Genomic DNA, 17,548 nt, shown 5'->3' with positions numbered 1-17,548 from the left:
GGAGGAATTGATGATGACCCTATTTGATTATCTTAACATAAACGAGGAAGAACTAAAAGAAGCGGTGATGACTTCTAATCTGGACAACGTGCTGAAATCTGCTGTCGTTCTCATATTAAATGAGTATATGGAAAAAGAAAGAGATGAGTATTTGGAAACGGCCAAATATGAACGAGTAGCTGAGCGACGTGACTATCGCAACGGCTACTATGAACGAGAACTGATGATCACTGTCGGGCGCGTGAAATTAAAAGTTCCGCGTACACGAGAAGGTGGTTTTTCGACATCGGTTTTTGAAAAATATGCACGGGTGGACCAGGCGTTTATGCTTTCCATGCTAGAGATGGTGGTCAGTGGCGTTTCCACAAGGAAAGTGACGAATGTTATCGAGACATTATGCGGAGAAACGGTTTCTAAATCTTTCGTATCTTCACTGACTGCCCAGCTCGATCCGATCGTCAACCAATGGGCCAGCCGTCCTTTGAATGTGACGACGTATCGTTACTTGCATGTGGACGCCATGTATATCAAAGTCCGTGAGAATCGAAAAGTGGTTTCCAAAGCAGTTTATATCGCGACGGCGATCAGCACGGACAACCGCCGGGAAGTGGTGGGGCTGAAAATTGATCAAGCAGAGAGTTTCGAAGCTTGGCAGTCGTTCCTCCAGAGTCTAAAGCGACGTGGACTCCAATCTCCTGACCTTGTCATCTCGGATGCACATGAGGGGCTCAAGAAGGCGATTAGCCAGGAGTTTGTCGGGACTTCTTGGCAACGATGTACTGTCCATTTCAAGCGGAATCTACTAAAAGCATTACCGAAAAAAATGGCCAAATCCTTTATGGCGGACGTGCGCACTATTTTTATGAGCTCTGATCTTGAAGGAGCTCGGGAAGCGAAAGAACGGCTGGTAGAGAAGTATGCGAAAGAGCCACGTGTTCAAAAAGCGTTAGATATTCTTGAGGGAGGCTATGATGAGGCCACGCAGTTCTTAAATGAGCCTTCTCGTTATCATCGCTATACAAGTTCTACCAATCACCTAGAACGCTTAAATCAAGAAGTGCGAAGAAGAGAACAAGTCATCCGCATTTTTCCAAATGAGCAGTCTGCCTTTCGACTGATCGGTGCTGTGCTGATGGAGGCGGATGAACGTCTACAAAAAGGCAGCCCGCTACGGTAAGTCAAAACAAAACTGTTCCCGCAGGGAGGGGGTACCCCCTCCCTGCGGGAACAGCAAATCGAACTATCCGTGAAGTGACATTCAATAGGGGATAAGTAATTTACACAAGATCAAGGACTTGACTCACTCTATGAGCGGTAACATGTACCCTATGAGCGGTAACACACACTCTATGAGCGGAAACACTCACTCTATGAGCGGTAACACGCACTCTATGAGCGGTAACACGTACCCTATGAGCGGTAACACACACTCTATGAGCAGAAACACGTACCCTATGAGCGGTAACACGTACCCTATGAGCGGTAACACGTACCCTATGAGCGGTAACACACACTCTATGAGCGGTAACACACACTCTATGAGCGGTAACACGTACCCTATGAGCGGTAACACGTACCCTATGAGCAGAAACACGTACCCTATGAGCGGTAACACTCACTCTATGAGCGGTAACACGTACCCTATGAGCGGTAACACTCACCCTATGAGCGGTAACACTCACCCTATGAGCGGTAACACACACTCTATGAGCGGTAACACGTACCCTATGAGCGGTAACACTCACCCTATGAGCGGTAACACGTACCCTATGAGCGGTAACACGTACCCTATGAGCGGTAACACTCACCCTATGAGCGGTAACACGTACCCTATGAGCGGTAACACGCACTCTATGAGCGGTAACACGTACCCTATGAGCAGAAACACGCACCCTATGAGCGGTAATAACACTCACCCTATGAGCGGTAACACGTACCCTATGAGCAGAAACACGCACCCTATGAGCGGTAATAACACTCACCCTATGAGCGGTAACACGCACCCTATGAGCGGTAACACGCACCCTATGAGCGGTAACACGCACCCTATGAGCGGTAACACGCACCCTATGAGCGGACAAACACTCACCCTATCCCCCACCGCAACAAAAAGACTCCAAAGCCAAAGCTTCGGAGTCTTCTCTATCTATCACTCTTCAATCAACGGGTACACGCCATGTTCATCGTGAGTCTCTGTTCCGACGAGTGGCGGATTAAAGACGCAGATTAACCGCATATCTTCATTCCCGCCGCGCAAATAATGCTCGTCGTTTTCATTCAGCGCATACATCGTGCCATCTTGGATCGGATATACTTTTCCGTCGGCGACTGTTTCAATTTCACCGTCACCCGCCACGCAATACACAGCTTCTAAGTGATTTTGATAATGAATATGCGTTTCAGTTCCCGCATAAATAATCGTCTCGTGAAACGAAAATCCCATCTGATCTTTCTTCAGCAAGAAGCGACGACTTGCCCACGTTTCTGCTTTTGTTTCATTTTCGCTGCCTATAATTTCATCAACTGTACGTACAATCACTAATAATCTCTCCTTAGTTATGAACGACTTCTTCGATTGCTTTTTCTAAAATATCGAAGCCTTGGTCAATTCCTTTTTCATCCATGATTAAAGAACCGAGGAATTTAACGACTTCCCCTTCTGATCCTGATGTTTCGATGATCAAACCTTTTTCAAATGCTTTAGCACAAATTTTTTCTGCATAGTCTTCTTTACCTTCACCGCAGACGATTCCTTGCATGAAACCACGTCCACGCGTAGTCGCTTTCAATTCAGGATACTCTTCTACAATCGTTTCCATACGCTCGGTGATAAGCTTGGATTTTTCTTGTACCGATTTAGCGAATTCATCTGTTTCCCAGTATGACAAAGCTTCGGTCGCTGTCAAAATCGCCATATTGTTGCCTCGGAATGTTCCGTTATGCTCGGCCGGCCCGAATTGGTCGTATTCCGGTTTTATGAGCGTTAACGCTAGGGGTAGACCGTAGCCGCCGATGGATTTTGACAGACAGACGAGATCGGGCTTGATGCCAGCGGGTTCAAAACTGAAAAATGTCCCCGTCCGTCCGCAACCTGCCTGCACGTCATCTACGATCAATAAAATATCGTAATTACGACATAGACGTTCCACTTCACGTAACCACTCAAAACTTGCAGGATTAATACCGCCTTCCCCTTGCACAGTTTCCAAAATCATTGCAGCCGGAAGATCCAGACCACTGCTTGCGTCAGCTAAATACTTTTTAAGGAACTTCAATGATTGACCTTCCTCTAAAAACGTATCAAACGGCATAGACGTCGTATGATTCAGTGGAACACCCGCTCCACCCCGATTGTACGCATTCCCCGTTACCGACAATGCACCGAGTGTCATGCCGTGGAATCCATTCGTAAAACTAATGACGTTGTGGCGACCTGTTACTTTGCGGGCGATTTTCAGTGCACTTTCGACTGTATTCGTCCCTGTGGGTCCAGGAAACATCACTTTATAGTTCATATTTCTTGGCTGTAAGATCACTTCGTTAAATCGTTCAAGAAACTCTTTTCGTACAGTCGTTCCCATATCTAAGCTATGAGTAATCCCATCATCTTGAATATACTCAATTAATGTAGCTTTCATTTTTTCTTCGTTATGACCATAGTTTAAAGCACCTGCACCGGCAAAGAAATCGATATACTCCTTACCTTCTGTGTCCCACATCTTATAGCCTTTTGCTTTTTTGAATACTGTAGGGAAACTTCTGCTGTAACTTCTCACTTGCGATTCATGATTTTCAAATACTTCCATTACCTGCTGACTTTTTGTCAGTACCATGGTGATTTAATTCCTCCAGTAGATTTCTGTATTTCCGTGTCGAATAGTAGCGGTTGACGATTCATTCAGAACGGACCGATGCGGAAGAGTTCTTCAGCCTCATGATCGCCAGATGGGAATAAATGTGCGGGATACCCATCTGAAATCATGCACTCTGTTTCTAAATCGCGTGCTAATCCTTTAAATAACTTCGTCGATGGAATATTGGAAGGAGTCACTGTCGCTTCCAAAAATTGAACATTCCGACATGCTGATCGTTGTAAAATCGACTGCAACATACGAGAAGCCAGACGTTTCCCTCGCGCTGATTCGTCTACTGCCACTTGCCAGATAAATAAGGTATTATCCGCTTTCGGCTGAATAAATCCAGAAATGAAACCGACAATTTTCGCATCTTTCTCAACAACTATACTCGTCTCACTGAATTGATCAGCCCATAACAAATAGCTATACGATGAGTTCAGGTCGAGTACTTGGGTATCTTTAATGAGTTGCCAGATTTCTTTTCCATCTTTTACATTCGGTTCGCGAAACGTGTATGGATCAGTTGGGTCCACACCCGCAATTGAAAGTTTATGGTGTTTCTGCAAACATTTTTCCTCCAAGTCTTATCATGTACAATTACACATACATGTTCATTCTCTGTAAGTTTCTGAGATGTGCGTTTACTTCTCTACCAGAGAACGTTGGTACGTTCAAAAATAGTGGTTCATCATGTTCGTGAGGTTTTTTAGGATTGAGCCGCCATACTCAATTCAATCCGTAATAGGAAGATACATACGTAGAAAAGCCAAATGGAGATTCGTAACTGGCTACTAGGGTGCGTTGCGTTGCAATGACCCAACAGAGCGCCTACCCAAAAGCGGGGAGCTTTTGTTCATGAAAAAACAGCTGGTACTACTAAAAATTTGCTGATATGAAAGACACTTTCATTATCACATTCACTGCCCTATGCATTCATCCAACCAACGTTCGATCACTGGTGAAGAAGCAAACAACGTGTCTCCTCTGACACTGGTTGTTATTATAGGAAACTCTGAAAACGTTGTCAATAGAAAGTATATCAATAATTATTTTTGATTAAAAAGTAAAGTTCGACTAAGGCAATAGCTGTATAGCTTCAAACCGGATATAAAAAACCGGAAACTATTTAAAGTTTCCGGCCGACTTTTATGAAAATAACAACTTTTCTAAATCCATTGGAGCGATATATGTGTCGCCTTTATAGACACGCATATTTCCTCCCGAAACTTCATCGATCAACATAATATTGCCTTCAGAATCACGACCGAACTCCAATTTAATATCGTATAGGTCCAATCCCTTTTTCGCCATTTCCGCTTTGACGATTTCAGAAATTTGTTGTGTTTGCTTCTTCAACGTTGCGTATTCTTCATGCGTTAAAATCCCAAGCTGTGCTAGCGCATCTTCTGAAATAGGCGGATCTTTACGATCGTCGTCTTTCAATGTCACTTCTACAAATGCGTCCAGTACTTGCCCTTCTTCACAATACGCTCCATATCTGCGTAAGAAACTTCCTACCGCACGGAAACGACAAATAACTTCAAGTCCGCTGCCGAACATCTCCGCCTGTTTTACTGTCATCGTCACTTCGTCTAAATCAGCGGCGATATAATGAGTCGGGATCTGTTCTTCTGCTAATTTCTCGAAAAAATACTGTGTCATACGAAGACCGGATTTCCCTGCACCTTCTATCGTCAATCCAACCGTATTCGCACCTGGATCAAATACGCCGTCTTCCCCTGTCACATCGTCTTTAAACTTCAATAGCACATGTCCATCTTCCAACTGATAGACATCTTTCGTTTTACCAGAATAGGTTAATTTCATCCGAACGATTCTCCTCTATTCGTAAATGTCGTACTACCTTCTCAGTATAATGCACTTTGGCTAGAAGAAAAAGTCCTGATTGACAAAACTTGAGTCATGTCGATGAAAAACTTGCAATTGCCATGCAGTATACCGCGAAAAAGCAATTGCTTCGTGACGACTTCGATGCTGGGCAGAAAAGGAGTGTATGCTTTAGGATTCTCCCGAGAGAAACCGGACGCTTTCCTGAGGGGACGCGGCGGACTCGCCAGAAGTGCGTTGGCGATTACGCCTGTAAATGCAAAGATGTGCTCCTTTTTGCTGCGCTTCACTCGCAAAAGCCGTACTTCGCTACGGCTTTTCCTGATCCTCCAGGAGTCGCCGGTTCTTCCGGGAGAATCCTTGAGGTTGTGTCGGGAAGTCAGTTCGTGTTCGTCCAGAAATAAAGTATGGTAAGTTACGCTTCTTGGACAGTATGGGTGGAGCTATGGATTGCCTGACTAAATGCGTATAGAGTCATTTCTTTTTCCGCTTAGTTCATCGTTACAGTCATAGTAGCTAGCAACACTTCACCGCTATCTAAATTCAAAAGCGGTAGAATTGTTTAAGACAAGTCTGCTTTGTTTTCACCATATATAAAGAGTGATCAACCTGTCTTGCCTATACAAAGTACGGCTGAAGCTGGAGGACGATCGACTCCGGGAGGGTCAGGACGACAGGTGTAACTCGCAGCGCTTGACGGTCCACCGCGTCCCCTCCGGAAAGCGTATCGTCTGGAAGCGCAAGCCGCAGGACACTTCAAGTCAGCATTGCTCCATCTAACTACCACAGTCAAAATCGCTTGTAACTAAATGAATAAGAGAATTATACATAATAAAGTTAATCGACAAGCTTGCTAAAAACATTTATTTGATTGTCAATACTTTATATTTGTATAGCAATGTAACACTGCTATTCATTAGAAAGTGAACGATCAATGGAGCTAAAAGAGTAGCTGTCTGCATGTAAATCCACCCAAACACTACACTGGACACTGAAATACTCAGTAGCATCACAGGCTTTTTGAAATACTGAACATGAAGGCATAAAAACAAGAATGTAGTCGCTATAATCGCAATCCACGCACTTTCTGTGTATACAAGAATTAGGTTTTGAATAATTCCCCTGAACAGCAACTCTTCAAATAACGCCGCTACAAACAGCATGATCATCGTTACCGGTATGGAATAGCTTGTAAATTCCATATTAGCAGTTTCTATGTATTTCGAAGGCAAATATGTTGCCAACAGCACCCCAAACGCTATCAGACCTACCGATGCTCCCGTTACGTACACTACCACGCGCAGCGGCTGATCGACTGACAGTAAATTCGCTACGGTTAGCACTTTATAGATGACGAGACAAAATAGAATAGCTACGCATATAAATGAAAATGAAGAAAACACAAATATGGCTTCTTTGGGATTGAAGTCTTTTTTCACTTTTTCATTTGAAATTCCCATAGTACCTCCTTCAGCTTGCTATTTCGAGCTAAACTTTATTTCTTTAACTATCATAAATGAAAATCGTGTGCGTTCCAATATTCAGTGGAATACAAGACTACTTCGTCATGTTTCTGTTTTTGGAAGGGGATCGGTTCATTGTAGCCACTTCGGCGCTGACGGACGGCTCCTGTAACGATTCAGAAAAGAAGATGGCCGTACTAGCGAAGAAGCAACTGCGAGGTCGACCGAAGCCATGAGACAACTAGCGGCTAAGCTAGATGGCTCATGGCCAGACCCCGGCAACAGAAAGCAGACGACTCACGCCCGAAGCCTCTTAGCTCGTCTAAACAAAGCTAATGCAACACCAAGCGTAACTAAATCCGCCAATGGAATCGCAAAAAAGATTGAAAACGCTGGAAGCACTCCAAATATATCATACATACTAAAAACATACGGCAACACGATAACTAACGGAATTACGGAAACCACCTGTCTAGTCAACCCGATGACAACCGCCTGCAATTCACTTCCCGTAACCTGCAACAACGTCATCACTGTATACGTAACGCCCAAAATAGGAAAAGTGATAAAAATTACTTTGATTATCGCCATTACAGACTCGATCAATGCGGGATCTCCTGTAAAAACAAGCAAGATATATTTTCCAGCCAAAAAAACAATAGCCGTCATTCCTAGCCCATAGAAGAAACAATACTGTATAGTCTTCTTAACAACCAAATTCTTTTTCTCTTCGTCACCTTTACCCGAAAAGTAAGCAATGATTGTTTGAACCGCCTGCGTGATTCCGATAATCGGCATTAGCAACAACATGTACATTTTATTTGCAATATTCCACATCGCCACATGCGAATGCCCGCCTACAGAAAGCAACTGGTAGTTTACGATAAATGCTGTAGCGCCTGCTAACATTTGAATCGTCGTCTGAGCAAAACCAATTTTGAACATTTTATACGACATGGTGACAAATGCTTTCCATGAAATCTTTTCACACTGAAACCAATTCTTTTTCTTCACAAGATAGGCAATCGACAAAAACGCACAGACTACTTCACTAATAAGCGTTCCTAACGCAATCCCTGTCATTCCTAAATGGAAACCAAATGTTAATATCGCGTTACATACAATGTTGATGATGACCGAAAGAACAATAATTACCGCTTCAGCGTTCGGATTACCAAATGCTCTTATACTGCTCGTCAATGTATAGCCAACTGCGCTGAAAATATTACTAATAATAATAATCTTCAAATACTCTTGAGCAAGACTGTAAATTTCCCCTTCCGCCCCTAGCATCGTTACGATCGGATCGATAAACAAATAAACGAGCAATGACGTAGCTACGCTGACGACTAGCGTCATAATAAATCCACTTTGAAAATAACGATTCAATTTCACTCGATCATTACGCCCCAAATATGTAGAGATCATAATCGCTGTCGAAATGGCGAACAGTGTTTGTAGCGCTACAAATACCGCCAAAAGTGGAGAAAGTAATCCCATTGCTGTCAATGCGCTTTCACTTTGGCTTCCTAAGTGACCCGCAAAGGATGTATCTACAACTGCCGTTAACGTTTCTACTATTAGAGAAAAGATTGCTGGCAGCGAAAATGTAAGAAGTAATTTATTGATCGAATAACTTTCATATATCGTATGTTTCATTAATGATCCCTCCTAAAATAATAATAACACCCTAAACAAGACACATAACGTCTTATTTGAGTGTTATGTTAAAATTTTTTTTATAAGGGATAAACGTTCTTTCAAACTCCACATCAGTAATCTCTGAATAAGTTATGGAAGATATTTTAAGCAACATATATTCCTTCTCAAAAGCGTATAAATATAAACCTTCTGGACGTAAAACATAGCTAATAGGTGCTACAAAAAGTCTCTCTTCCTCCACGATAACAGTCAACATTCTCTCCTCATCAAGACAATAATTAATTTTCTCATAGACACTTTCCGTCATATCAATCTTTTCTTCTACGAGATCCACAACAAAATAATCTTCCGCGTCACTTTCCATTAAATGAATCAAATCAGGAGAAATGAGAGCTAACTTTTTTAATACGTCGTCTTTATGTTTTTTCGTGGAAATACTATCATACATCGACAGCGCAAATGTAATAGTTTGCAAATTTTCATTTGTTAAAAAACTGCTCGACAACTTATAACTTTCTTTTATATAGATTCCACCCTGATTTCCTTGTTTACAATAGATAGGCACACCCATCATAGATAATTTATCAATATCCCTTTGAATCGTTTTAATACTTACTTCGAATGTCTTCGCTAACTCTTTATGAGTTACTTTTTTCGTTTTCAGCAAATATAACAATACTTCAAATTGACGATTACGTATGTTGATCCCTCCGTCTCTAGTAAATATCTGAATATAGTATACCTCATTTTTTATGCTCTCATGCCTAGTCACTCCTGTAGAATCTCTTTTCTTTCTGAGACATCCATGCTATGCTATAGTATGAAAACATAATATTTTGACCATTAGGGGAATCCTTTACAAGGACTGAGAAAAGAGTGTGGCTCTGAAACCCTTATTACCTGATCAGGTTCGTACCTGCGTAGGAAAGTGGCAAGTCGCTCAGTATAGCTAGGCATATCTATCGACACATCCACCACTTTCCAGTTCAGGAAAGTGGTTTTTTTATTGGAGTGACAGAAGTATATGAAAGTAATCGGTGTGACGGATGATCAGCAATCAGTGGAAAAATTAGCAATAACCTTACAGCAAACGCTTCCCTATCTTGACGCAATCATCTTACGTGAAAAGTCTAAGACAGCTGAACAACTGACCGAGCTAGTGCATGTATTACGAGATGTCGGTACTCCCCTCGACAAGCTCATAATCCATGCCAACCCAGCGTTAGCGCAATTTTTATCTATTCAAAAAGTACAACTCACAGGGTATGGAATGTCTCTTGCAGACGCACAACTACGCTTCCCTTCATTAACGTTCGGATGCTCTGTTCATTCATTAGAAGAAGCGTTGCAAGCAGAAGCCTCGGGGGCGAGCTGGATACTATATGGGCATGTTTATCCTACTTCATCGAAGAAAGGCATACGTGCGCGCGGCACAGATGAATTGCGTCAAATCGTTTCGGCCTGTATGATCCCGGTTTACGCGATCGGGGGGATACAGCCTGAACATATGCCTTCACTTGAAAAGCTAGGTGTCGCAGGTATCGCTATTTTATCGCCGATAAGTCAAGTGGAAGCAGTGAAAAAGTATAGGAGAAATGGAGAGAATTGCAGTGGAAACGACTATTGATTTGAACGGAAAATCGTATGTAGTGAATCCTCAAGTGAAGACCGTCCGGCAGTTACTTACACATCTCGAACTGGGCGAACGTATTTTGATTGTCGAAAAGAATAAAGAAATTTTACAAAAAGAACAGTACGATGCACCCATTATGGATCGCGATCAAATTGAAATCATACACTTTGTCGGAGGCGGATAACGATGTTGCAAATTGCAGATAAAAAGTTTTCATCACGATTATTACTAGGAACAGGGAAGTACCCTTCATTTGAAGCACAGAAGAAAGCAGTGGCTGTATCAGAAGCGGATATCCTCACATTTGCTGTACGTCGCATGAATATTTTCGAAGAGTCGCAACCGAATTTCTTAGAGCAATTAGACTTGGACCGTTACACATTATTGCCTAATACGGCAGGTGCAAGTACAGCTGAAGAGGCGGTGCACATCGCGAAGTTGGCGAAAGCATCAGGATTGTGCGATATGGTGAAGGTGGAAATTATTGGTTGTAGTCGTTCACTGCTCCCTGATCCTGTCGAGACATTGCGTGCGTCAGAAATGCTACTAGAAGAAGGCTTTATTGTTCTTCCTTATACGTCAGACGATGTCGTACTCGCTAGAAAACTTTGCGAATTAGGTGTCCATGCTATCATGCCGGGTGCCGCTCCAATCGGATCTGGCAGAGGCATTCTGAATCCATTGAACCTTTCATTAATAATTGAACAATCGAGAGTTCCTGTAATCGTCGATGCAGGAATCGGCTCGCCAAAAGACGCGGCATACGCAATGGAACTCGGAGCGGACGGTGTGTTATTAAATACAGCCGTATCCGAAGCGGCTGACCCTGTGACGATGGCTGAAGCAATGAAGTTGGCCATCGAAGCGGGACGTCTAGGTTATAAAGCCGGACGCATGCCAATAAGAGATTATGCAGTGGCAAGCAGTCCACTGGAAGGGTTTGTGCCAAATTGAACAGAAAATATTCACGACAAGAGCTATTTTCTCCTATCGGCCTTATCGGACAACAACGCATCCGCGACGCCAAAGTATTCGTACTTGGAGCGGGTGCACTCGGTTCATCAGGCGCAGAAATGCTTGTACGCGCAGGCATCGGTGAACTGACGATTGTTGATCGGGACATTTTGGAATGGACGAATCTGCACCGCCAGCAATTGTATAGTGAACAAGATGTTGTCGATCAATTGCCAAAAGCCATCGCTGCAGAAAAACGATTGCGCGCCATTAACAGTGACGTGAAAATTCGCGGAATCGTTGCCGATGTCACGCCCGAAAATGTGCTGGAATTATTTGAAGGCCATCAGTTCATTTTGGATGGAACGGATAATATCGAAACGCGGTTACTCGCGAATGACGCTGCCCTTCAATTGCGCCTCCCTTTTTTCATGGGTGCATGCGTAGGAAGCTATGGCGTAACATTCCCAATTGGAGTCGCAGAAGAACAACCTTGCCTTCATTGCCTGCTCGAAGTCCTGCCGCCGCAATCACTCACTTGTGACACAGTGGGCGTCATCAGTCCGATCGTCGTGACGACAGCCGCCCGTCAAGTCGCAGAGTTGCTGAAATATATAACAGGCGCTAAAATGAGTCCTCGCCTGGAGTCAGCGGATCTATGGACAGGTGAACGAGCAGCGATTAGTGTGCATAGCATGAAAAAATCAAGTTGTCCTAGCTGTTCGGAAAAACCTACGTATCCGTTTTTATCAGCTAGCGAGATCATTCGAACAGCAGTGCTTTGCGGACGCGACACCGTACAACTGACATGGCCTAAAAATCGCCAAGTGGAACTCGCCCCTTTTGCAGATTCCGTTCGCGGTACCGTTTCAAACTTAGTACACAACCCTTATTTGGTGTCTTGTGAATATCATGATCACCGACTCGTATTATTTCGCGATGGCCGAATGCTCGTGCATGGAACAAAAGACATCACGCAGGCGAAGAAAATCGTCGCTGGATTGATTGGATGACATGATATTTGAAGTATATTTTTAGCGTAAGAGAATAGAGTGGGCACTGAGTACTCGTTTTATAAGCGAGTACTTTTTTATGGCATGGAGATGTTTCCTATGAGCGCGAACTCACTTCCTATGAGCGCGGGAACGGATAAAGTCCATATAATTGTGTAAATAGAAAAAGAGCCACATCAATTCCCTATGTTACAATGTTCACAACCACGATCACATTGAGGAGGAATTGATGATGACCCTATTTGATTATCTTAACATAAACGAGGAAGAACTAAAAGAAGCGGTGATGACTTCTAATCTGGACAACGTGCTGAAATCTGCTGTCGTTCTCATATTAAATGAGTATATGGAAAAAGAAAGAGATGAGTATTTGGAAACGGCCAAATATGAACGAGTAGCTGAGCGACGTGACTATCGCAACGGCTACTATGAACGAGAACTGATGATCACTATCGGGCGCGTGAAATTAAAAGTTCCGCGTACACGAGAAGGTGGTTTTTCGACATCGGTTTTTGAAAAATATGCACGGGTGGACCAGGCGTTTATGCTTTCCATGCTAGAGATGGTGGTCAGTGGCGTTTCCACAAGGAAAGTGACGAATGTTATCGAGACATTATGCGGAGAAACGGTTTCTAAATCTTTCGTATCTTCACTGACTGCCCAGCTCGATCCGATCGTCAACCAATGGGCCAGCCGTCCTTTGAATGTGACGACGTATCGTTACTTGCATGTGGACGCCATGTATATCAAAGTCCGTGAGAATCGAAAAGTGGTTTCCAAAGCAGTTTATATCGCGACGGCGATCAGCACGGACAACCGCCGGGAAGTGGTGGGTCTGAAAATTGATCAAGCAGAGAGTTTCGAAGCTTGGCAGTCGTTCCTCCAGAGTCTAAAGCGACGTGGACTCCAATCTCCTGACCTTGTCATTTCGGATGCACATGAGGGGCTCAAGAAGGCGATTAGCCAGGAGTTTGTCGGGACTTCTTGGCAACGATGTACTGTCCATTTCAAGCGGAATCTACTAAAAGCATTACCGAAAAAAATGGCCAAATCCTTTATGGCGGACGTGCGCACTATTTTTATGAGCGCTGATCTTGAAGGAGCTCGGGAAGCGAAAGAACGGCTGGTAGAGAAGTATGCGAAAGAGCCACGTGTTCAAAAAGCGTTAGATATTCTTGAGGGAGGCTATGATGAGGCCACGCAGTTCTTAAATGAGCCTTCTCGTTATCATCGCTATACAAGTTCTACCAATCACCTAGAACGCTTAAATCAAGAAGTGCGAAGAAGAGAACAAGTCATCCGCATTTTTCCAAATGAGCAGTCTGCCTTTCGACTGATCGGTGCTGTGCTGATGGAGGCGGATGAACGTCTACAAAAAGGCAGCCCGCTACGGTAAGTCAAAACAAAACTGTTCCCGCAGGGAGGGGGTACCCCCTCCCTGCGGGAACAGCAAATCGAACTATCCGTGAAGTGACATTCAATAGGGGATAAGTAATTTACACAAGATCAAGGACTTGACTCGGGAAGAACACTTTCTATGAGCGCGAACTCACTTTCTATGAGCGCAGACACACTTTCTATGAGCGCGAACTCACTTCCTATGAGCGCGAACTCACTTTCTATGAGCGCAGACACACTTTCTATGAGCGCAGACACACTTTCTATGAGCGCGGGAACACTTTCTATGAGCGCGAACTCACTTCCTATGAGCGCGGACCCACTTCCTATGAGCGCGAACTCACTTTCTATGAGCGCGGACCCACTTCCTATGAGCGCGAACTCACTTTCTATGAGCGCAGACACACTTTCTATGAGCGCGAACTCACTTCCTATGAGCGCGGACACACTTTCTATGAGCGCCACAACGAACCCTACGAACCCTCCCGCCCATCAAAAAAACGATTCAGCAAGACGTTTTCACGTCCCACCAAATCGTTCTTCCTCATTCATACGTAGTAGTATCTAGTTCCAATACGCCGTCCGTCATCTGATACACTTTATCAAAATATTTCATCAAACGCGTGTCATGCGTTACGACAATTGTAGCTGTTTCTTTAGACTTCGTTTCATGCTGCAACAACTCCATCACTTCAAATGCCCGATCGGAATCTAATGAAGCAGTCGGTTCATCCGCCAAAATAATTGACGGATTGCTGAAAAGTGCTTTAGCAATAGCGACACGCTGACGTTCACCGCCCGATAAATCAGAAGGATACTTTTTATGCAGCTTAGTAATTCCCAAATCCTCATAAAGCTGCTTCTTTTCGACAGCCGATAAATTATTCTTTTTCACTTTATTCAGTAACTCCAATTGCTGATCGACTGACAAGAACGGCACTAAGTTCGATGCTTGCAAAATGAAGCCGATCTCTTGTAGGCGAATTTTTGAACGTTGCTTTTCATTGAGCTGCGACAATTCTTTTCCATTGATAATAACTAGCCCTTCGCTCGGTGTCTGCAAACCACCAGCGACGGTTAGGAACGTACTTTTCCCCGAACCTGAAGGACCGATGACTGCAACCAATTCGCCTCGTTCGACTATAAAGTTCGTCTCTTTCATCGCTTCGACTAATGTATTACCTTCTCCAAACGTCTTTTTTGCGTTTCGTAGCTCCAGTACCATCGTTTACCCTCCTATCGCTTCTAATGGATCGATTCGAATGATGGTCCAGACGGAAATCACTGCCCCGGCAATCGATACGGCGATTAACACCAATCCGTAAATCACCATGACCGGCACATCAAATTGAATCGGCACTGCGCTTGGCAAGAAACTTCCCGCCAGCAACGTTAATCCAAACCCTAAAACCACACCGATTAACGCAAGAATGAATGTCTGGGCGATGACCGACTTCGCCAAATAGCCACTAGAAATTCCCTGTGCTTTCATCAGTCCAAACATGCTAATTTTCTGGACAGTCAACACGTATAAGAAAATCGCTACGATCGCTGCTGAGATGACGAATAAAAAGTAGATCATATATGTCACCGTCAAATTCTGCTCCGTATATCCCGGCAAGTTTTCGATAAATGTTTCCGTTTTAATTATTTCCGTATCTTTTGGCAACTCTACTTCATCCCACTTGGAATCCTTAATAAGAATGGCATTCACAATCGACTTATTCATCTCATAGGCATCGCCAAATTTAATCTTTTGCAAGTCATTCAACTTCATATACAAAACAGGCGCTGCGTTAAAGCGAGCCTTCTCTGTAAATCCAACGATTGTCAATTCAGTATCCGTCGATGACAATTCCAATGTATCTCCAATTTTGAATCCATCATCTTTTAACGCATCCGATGCAACTACACCATTTTGCACGTAAAACGTCGGATCCCCTTCACTTACTTTCGGCGCAATGAACTCATCTTTATTAATACCGAATAACAGAATATTCTTTTTCGCCTCTCCGTTATTCGCAATGGAACCGCTCTGGCTGACGACCGCCGTTTCCTCCACTCCCAATTCATCTGCCAAATTTTTATCCAACGCGGATTGATAGAGACTCTTATCGGATTCTTCCGTCAGAAGGATCGCGTCAGCTTTCCACGAATCGACCGCTTCTCTGTTCATACTTGCTAATCCATTTGCAAGACCCGAAAGGAAAAACACTAGAAAAGAAACTAGTAATAAAATCGATGTAATTAATAAAAACCGCAATTTATTTCGTTTAATTTCGCTCCATGCTAAGAACATCTACGCTTCACTTCCTCTTATAAGACGTCAATTGCTTCTTCCAATTCGTAAGAAGTCGAAACTACTTCTTTCGCCACTCCACCAATAGAAGTAATGACTTGCTGTAGATTTTTCATATGATCTGAAAAATGAGTAATATCATGAATCGTCAAATGAACCGTGTCGGTAATATTTTGGAATGTCTCTTTTGAGGAATCCGTTTCTTTCATTCCCATATCAGCGTACTTCGTCACATTTTCGATCGCTTGATGCACTGCATGCGTTTTTGCTTTGGATTGGGATACGAGTTCTGCAATATTGTCTGTCGAACGTTTCGTCTGATCAGCCAAATTACGAACTTCATCCGCCACTACAGCAAATCCTTTTCCGTGAACTCCTGCACGTGCTGCCTCAATTGCTGAGTTCAATGCCAGTAAATTCGTTTGGTCTGCAATATTTTTAACCAATTGCACGACTTCTTCTATTTGAGCGGATGCACGATTCAATTCTTCCACTAATTCTGCCATTTCTTTCGTTTCTTTGACAATCGTCTCTGATGTGAACACCAGTTGCGCCATTTGTTCAATTCCTGATTGAGCTTGTTGTGCTGACGTTTCCGAGCGTACAATACTATCCTGAATTTTATTGTCCAGTTCGGCGGATTGTTCGATTAAATCACGAACTACTGAATAAGTTGACTCGGACTTTTCTTCAATTTCCAAAGCGATGCTACCGATCTGTTGCTTTACGCCGTCTTTGATCTCTTGTTGCTGTTTGTACATCGCTTCATTCATACCCTTTTCAAACGCTTCGAGCACCAACTGCTTTTCAAAGTTCAGGATTTTACTTAAAGCGACGATCATTTCTCGCTCTTCTTTACGATCCAGTTCCAATGAAAACAAAATATCCAGCATTGTCGAATGTAAATTTTGGAATGCCGCGATATACCATTTCGGATCCAATCCGATTCGCATGTGCGATTGAGCAACTTTGCTACGGTTCACTAAATACGCCTCATCAATGACTCCGTCGAATAAACCGCCTAAGTGATGAGCAAGCGTCTTACTTAAATATTCCGTATTACTATGTTTACGAATAAGAGAGGATAAATGAGGAACTGCAGTGACACTATCGTAAAAAGCTTTGACAATATCGTCAATTCGATCATGCATTGGTTTTTTTAAGGCGCGAAGCAACTGTAAATCACGTTCTGTTAATTTGATCGCATCTAGTTGTAATTGAATTTCTTTAGTAGGTACTTGCAATTTGACCGGCGCAGAGGAAATCGGTTGAACTATTGATGGTACTTGACGTTTCTTTGTAATCCACATGAGTATACTCTCCTTCTTTCTTCAACACACCAACAAATTGCGCTATTGATTTGTTTACACTTTGTATAATGTTATTCCACTATAAATATACCGTAACCACTAATGAAGTTC

General features: G+C 43.2%; 19 protein-coding genes and 1 riboswitch. Of the genes, 7 read left to right on the top strand and 12 right to left on the bottom strand.

Going from position 1 to position 17,548, the window contains the following annotated elements:
• Positions 1-13 precede the first annotated feature (13 nt).
• The gene (locus DV702_RS14985; RefSeq protein ID WP_114924934.1) at positions 14-1,177 is read left to right on the top strand and encodes an IS256 family transposase; all 1,164 of its coding nucleotides are present in this window, start codon (positions 14-16) and stop codon (positions 1,175-1,177) included.
• Positions 1,178-1,363: 186 nt separating this feature from the next.
• Here DV702_RS14985 and DV702_RS16905 read toward each other — a convergent pair whose 3' ends face one another.
• Positions 1,364-1,615, bottom strand: a complete 252-nt coding sequence (locus DV702_RS16905) for a hypothetical protein (RefSeq protein ID WP_162805825.1) — start codon at positions 1,613-1,615, stop codon at positions 1,364-1,366.
• Here DV702_RS16905 and DV702_RS17380 point away from each other — a divergent pair.
• Positions 1,497-2,189, top strand: a complete 693-nt coding sequence (locus tag DV702_RS17380) for a hypothetical protein (protein ID WP_371682764.1) — start codon at positions 1,497-1,499, stop codon at positions 2,187-2,189. The two genes, DV702_RS16905 and DV702_RS17380, sit on opposite strands and share 119 nt — an antisense overlap.
• Here DV702_RS17380 and DV702_RS14980 read toward each other — a convergent pair.
• The 7 genes from DV702_RS14980 to DV702_RS14945 all read right to left on the bottom strand — a co-directional run bounded on the left by DV702_RS14980 (position 2,150) and on the right by DV702_RS14945 (position 9,602).
• Positions 2,150-2,539 carry an ectoine synthase gene (locus DV702_RS14980; RefSeq protein ID WP_114925472.1) on the bottom strand — a complete coding sequence of 130 codons (390 nt, stop codon included), beginning with the start codon at positions 2,537-2,539 and terminating at the stop codon, positions 2,150-2,152. The genes DV702_RS17380 and DV702_RS14980 overlap by 40 nt on opposite strands.
• Positions 2,540-2,552: 13 nt before the next feature.
• Positions 2,553-3,839 (bottom strand): diaminobutyrate--2-oxoglutarate transaminase, encoded by a 1,287-nt coding sequence (gene ectB, locus DV702_RS14975; protein WP_114925471.1) that lies wholly within the window; start codon positions 3,837-3,839, stop codon positions 2,553-2,555.
• A 59-nt stretch (positions 3,840-3,898) separates the two neighbouring features.
• Positions 3,899-4,423 carry a diaminobutyrate acetyltransferase gene (ectA, locus tag DV702_RS14970; RefSeq protein ID WP_114925470.1) on the bottom strand — a complete coding sequence of 175 codons (525 nt, stop codon included), beginning with the start codon at positions 4,421-4,423 and terminating at the stop codon, positions 3,899-3,901.
• 580 nt (positions 4,424-5,003) lie between these two features.
• On the bottom strand, positions 5,004-5,684 hold the full coding sequence (locus DV702_RS14965) for a phosphoribosylaminoimidazolesuccinocarboxamide synthase (protein WP_114925469.1): 681 nt from the start codon (positions 5,682-5,684) through the stop codon (positions 5,004-5,006).
• A gap of 884 nt (positions 5,685-6,568) precedes the next feature.
• Positions 6,569-7,165, bottom strand: a complete 597-nt coding sequence (locus DV702_RS14955; RefSeq protein WP_114925467.1) for a CPBP family intramembrane glutamic endopeptidase — start codon at positions 7,163-7,165, stop codon at positions 6,569-6,571.
• A 300-nt stretch (positions 7,166-7,465) separates the two neighbouring features.
• Positions 7,466-8,827, bottom strand: a complete 1,362-nt coding sequence (locus DV702_RS14950) for an MATE family efflux transporter (protein WP_114925466.1) — start codon at positions 8,825-8,827, stop codon at positions 7,466-7,468.
• Between the two features lie 52 nt (positions 8,828-8,879).
• Positions 8,880-9,602, bottom strand: coding sequence for a helix-turn-helix transcriptional regulator (locus DV702_RS14945; protein ID WP_114925465.1), 723 nt, complete (start codon positions 9,600-9,602; stop codon positions 8,880-8,882).
• 63 nt (positions 9,603-9,665) lie between these two features.
• A riboswitch (TPP riboswitch) is annotated at positions 9,666-9,774 on the top strand.
• Positions 9,775-9,854: 80 nt separating this feature from the next.
• On the opposite strand from DV702_RS14945, the gene DV702_RS14940 reads away from it, so the two are divergent.
• The 5 genes from DV702_RS14940 (at position 9,855) to DV702_RS14920 (ending at position 13,826) form a co-directional block, all read left to right on the top strand.
• Positions 9,855-10,457: a thiamine phosphate synthase gene (locus DV702_RS14940; RefSeq protein ID WP_114925464.1), complete on the top strand. Its 603-nt coding sequence runs from the start codon at positions 9,855-9,857 to the stop codon at positions 10,455-10,457.
• Positions 10,441-10,647 carry a sulfur carrier protein ThiS gene (thiS, locus tag DV702_RS14935; RefSeq protein ID WP_371682714.1) on the top strand — a complete coding sequence of 69 codons (207 nt, stop codon included), beginning with the start codon at positions 10,441-10,443 and terminating at the stop codon, positions 10,645-10,647. Before DV702_RS14940 ends, thiS begins: the two co-directional genes overlap by 17 nt.
• Positions 10,644-11,417, top strand: a complete 774-nt coding sequence (locus DV702_RS14930) for a thiazole synthase (RefSeq protein ID WP_114925462.1) — start codon at positions 10,644-10,646, stop codon at positions 11,415-11,417. The genes thiS and DV702_RS14930 overlap by 4 nt, the downstream gene beginning before the upstream one ends.
• The gene (locus tag DV702_RS14925) at positions 11,414-12,430 is read left to right on the top strand and encodes a ThiF family adenylyltransferase (RefSeq protein ID WP_114925461.1); all 1,017 of its coding nucleotides are present in this window, start codon (positions 11,414-11,416) and stop codon (positions 12,428-12,430) included. The genes DV702_RS14930 and DV702_RS14925 overlap by 4 nt, the downstream gene beginning before the upstream one ends.
• A 232-nt stretch (positions 12,431-12,662) precedes the next feature.
• Entirely contained in the window at positions 12,663-13,826 is a 1,164-nt protein-coding gene (locus DV702_RS14920) for an IS256 family transposase (RefSeq protein ID WP_114922914.1), read from the top strand.
• Positions 13,827-13,936: 110 nt separating this feature from the next.
• On the opposite strand, the gene DV702_RS14915 is transcribed toward DV702_RS14920, so the two are convergent.
• From DV702_RS14915 to DV702_RS14900, 4 genes are all read right to left on the bottom strand, one after another.
• On the bottom strand, positions 13,937-14,293 hold the full coding sequence (locus DV702_RS14915; protein ID WP_114925460.1) for a hypothetical protein: 357 nt from the start codon (positions 14,291-14,293) through the stop codon (positions 13,937-13,939).
• A 79-nt stretch (positions 14,294-14,372) separates the two neighbouring features.
• Positions 14,373-15,053: an ABC transporter ATP-binding protein gene (locus tag DV702_RS14910; protein WP_114925459.1), complete on the bottom strand. Its 681-nt coding sequence runs from the start codon at positions 15,051-15,053 to the stop codon at positions 14,373-14,375.
• Positions 15,054-15,056: 3 nt separating this feature from the next.
• A complete protein-coding gene (locus tag DV702_RS14905; protein WP_114925458.1) occupies positions 15,057-16,127 on the bottom strand; it encodes an ABC transporter permease in 1,071 nt (356 codons plus the stop codon).
• A 17-nt stretch (positions 16,128-16,144) separates the two neighbouring features.
• On the bottom strand, positions 16,145-17,437 hold the full coding sequence (locus DV702_RS14900) for a globin-coupled sensor protein (RefSeq protein WP_114925457.1): 1,293 nt from the start codon (positions 17,435-17,437) through the stop codon (positions 16,145-16,147).
• Positions 17,438-17,548: the final 111 nt, after the last annotated feature.

This window comes from Sporosarcina sp. PTS2304 (assembly GCF_003351785.1).
Taxonomy (GTDB): Bacteria; Bacillota; Bacilli; order Bacillales_A; family Planococcaceae; genus Sporosarcina.
Note: the sequence above shows the minus strand (reverse complement) of the source record. Positions and strands in the feature narration are given on the sequence as shown.

What these genes read in the sequence shown, in the direction of transcription:
- DV702_RS14985 (WP_114924934.1), top strand. Translation starts at nt 14, where the DNA reads ATGACCCTATTTGATTATCTTAACATAAACGAGGAAGAACTAAAAGAA.
- DV702_RS17380 (WP_371682764.1), top strand. Translation starts at nt 1,497, where the DNA reads ATGAGCGGTAACACACACTCTATGAGCGGTAACACACACTCTATGAGC.
- DV702_RS14965 (WP_114925469.1), bottom strand. Translation starts at nt 5,684, where the DNA reads ATGAAATTAACCTATTCTGGTAAAACGAAAGATGTCTATCAGTTGGAA.
- DV702_RS14955 (WP_114925467.1), bottom strand. Translation starts at nt 7,165, where the DNA reads ATGGGAATTTCAAATGAAAAAGTGAAAAAAGACTTCAATCCCAAAGAA.
- DV702_RS14950 (WP_114925466.1), bottom strand. Translation starts at nt 8,827, where the DNA reads ATGAAACATACGATATATGAAAGTTATTCGATCAATAAATTACTTCTT.
- DV702_RS14940 (WP_114925464.1), top strand. Translation starts at nt 9,855, where the DNA reads ATGAAAGTAATCGGTGTGACGGATGATCAGCAATCAGTGGAAAAATTA.
- DV702_RS14920 (WP_114922914.1), top strand. Translation starts at nt 12,663, where the DNA reads ATGACCCTATTTGATTATCTTAACATAAACGAGGAAGAACTAAAAGAA.
- DV702_RS14910 (WP_114925459.1), bottom strand. Translation starts at nt 15,053, where the DNA reads ATGGTACTGGAGCTACGAAACGCAAAAAAGACGTTTGGAGAAGGTAAT.
- DV702_RS14905 (WP_114925458.1), bottom strand. Translation starts at nt 16,127, where the DNA reads ATGTTCTTAGCATGGAGCGAAATTAAACGAAATAAATTGCGGTTTTTA.
- DV702_RS14900 (WP_114925457.1), bottom strand. Translation starts at nt 17,437, where the DNA reads ATGTGGATTACAAAGAAACGTCAAGTACCATCAATAGTTCAACCGATT.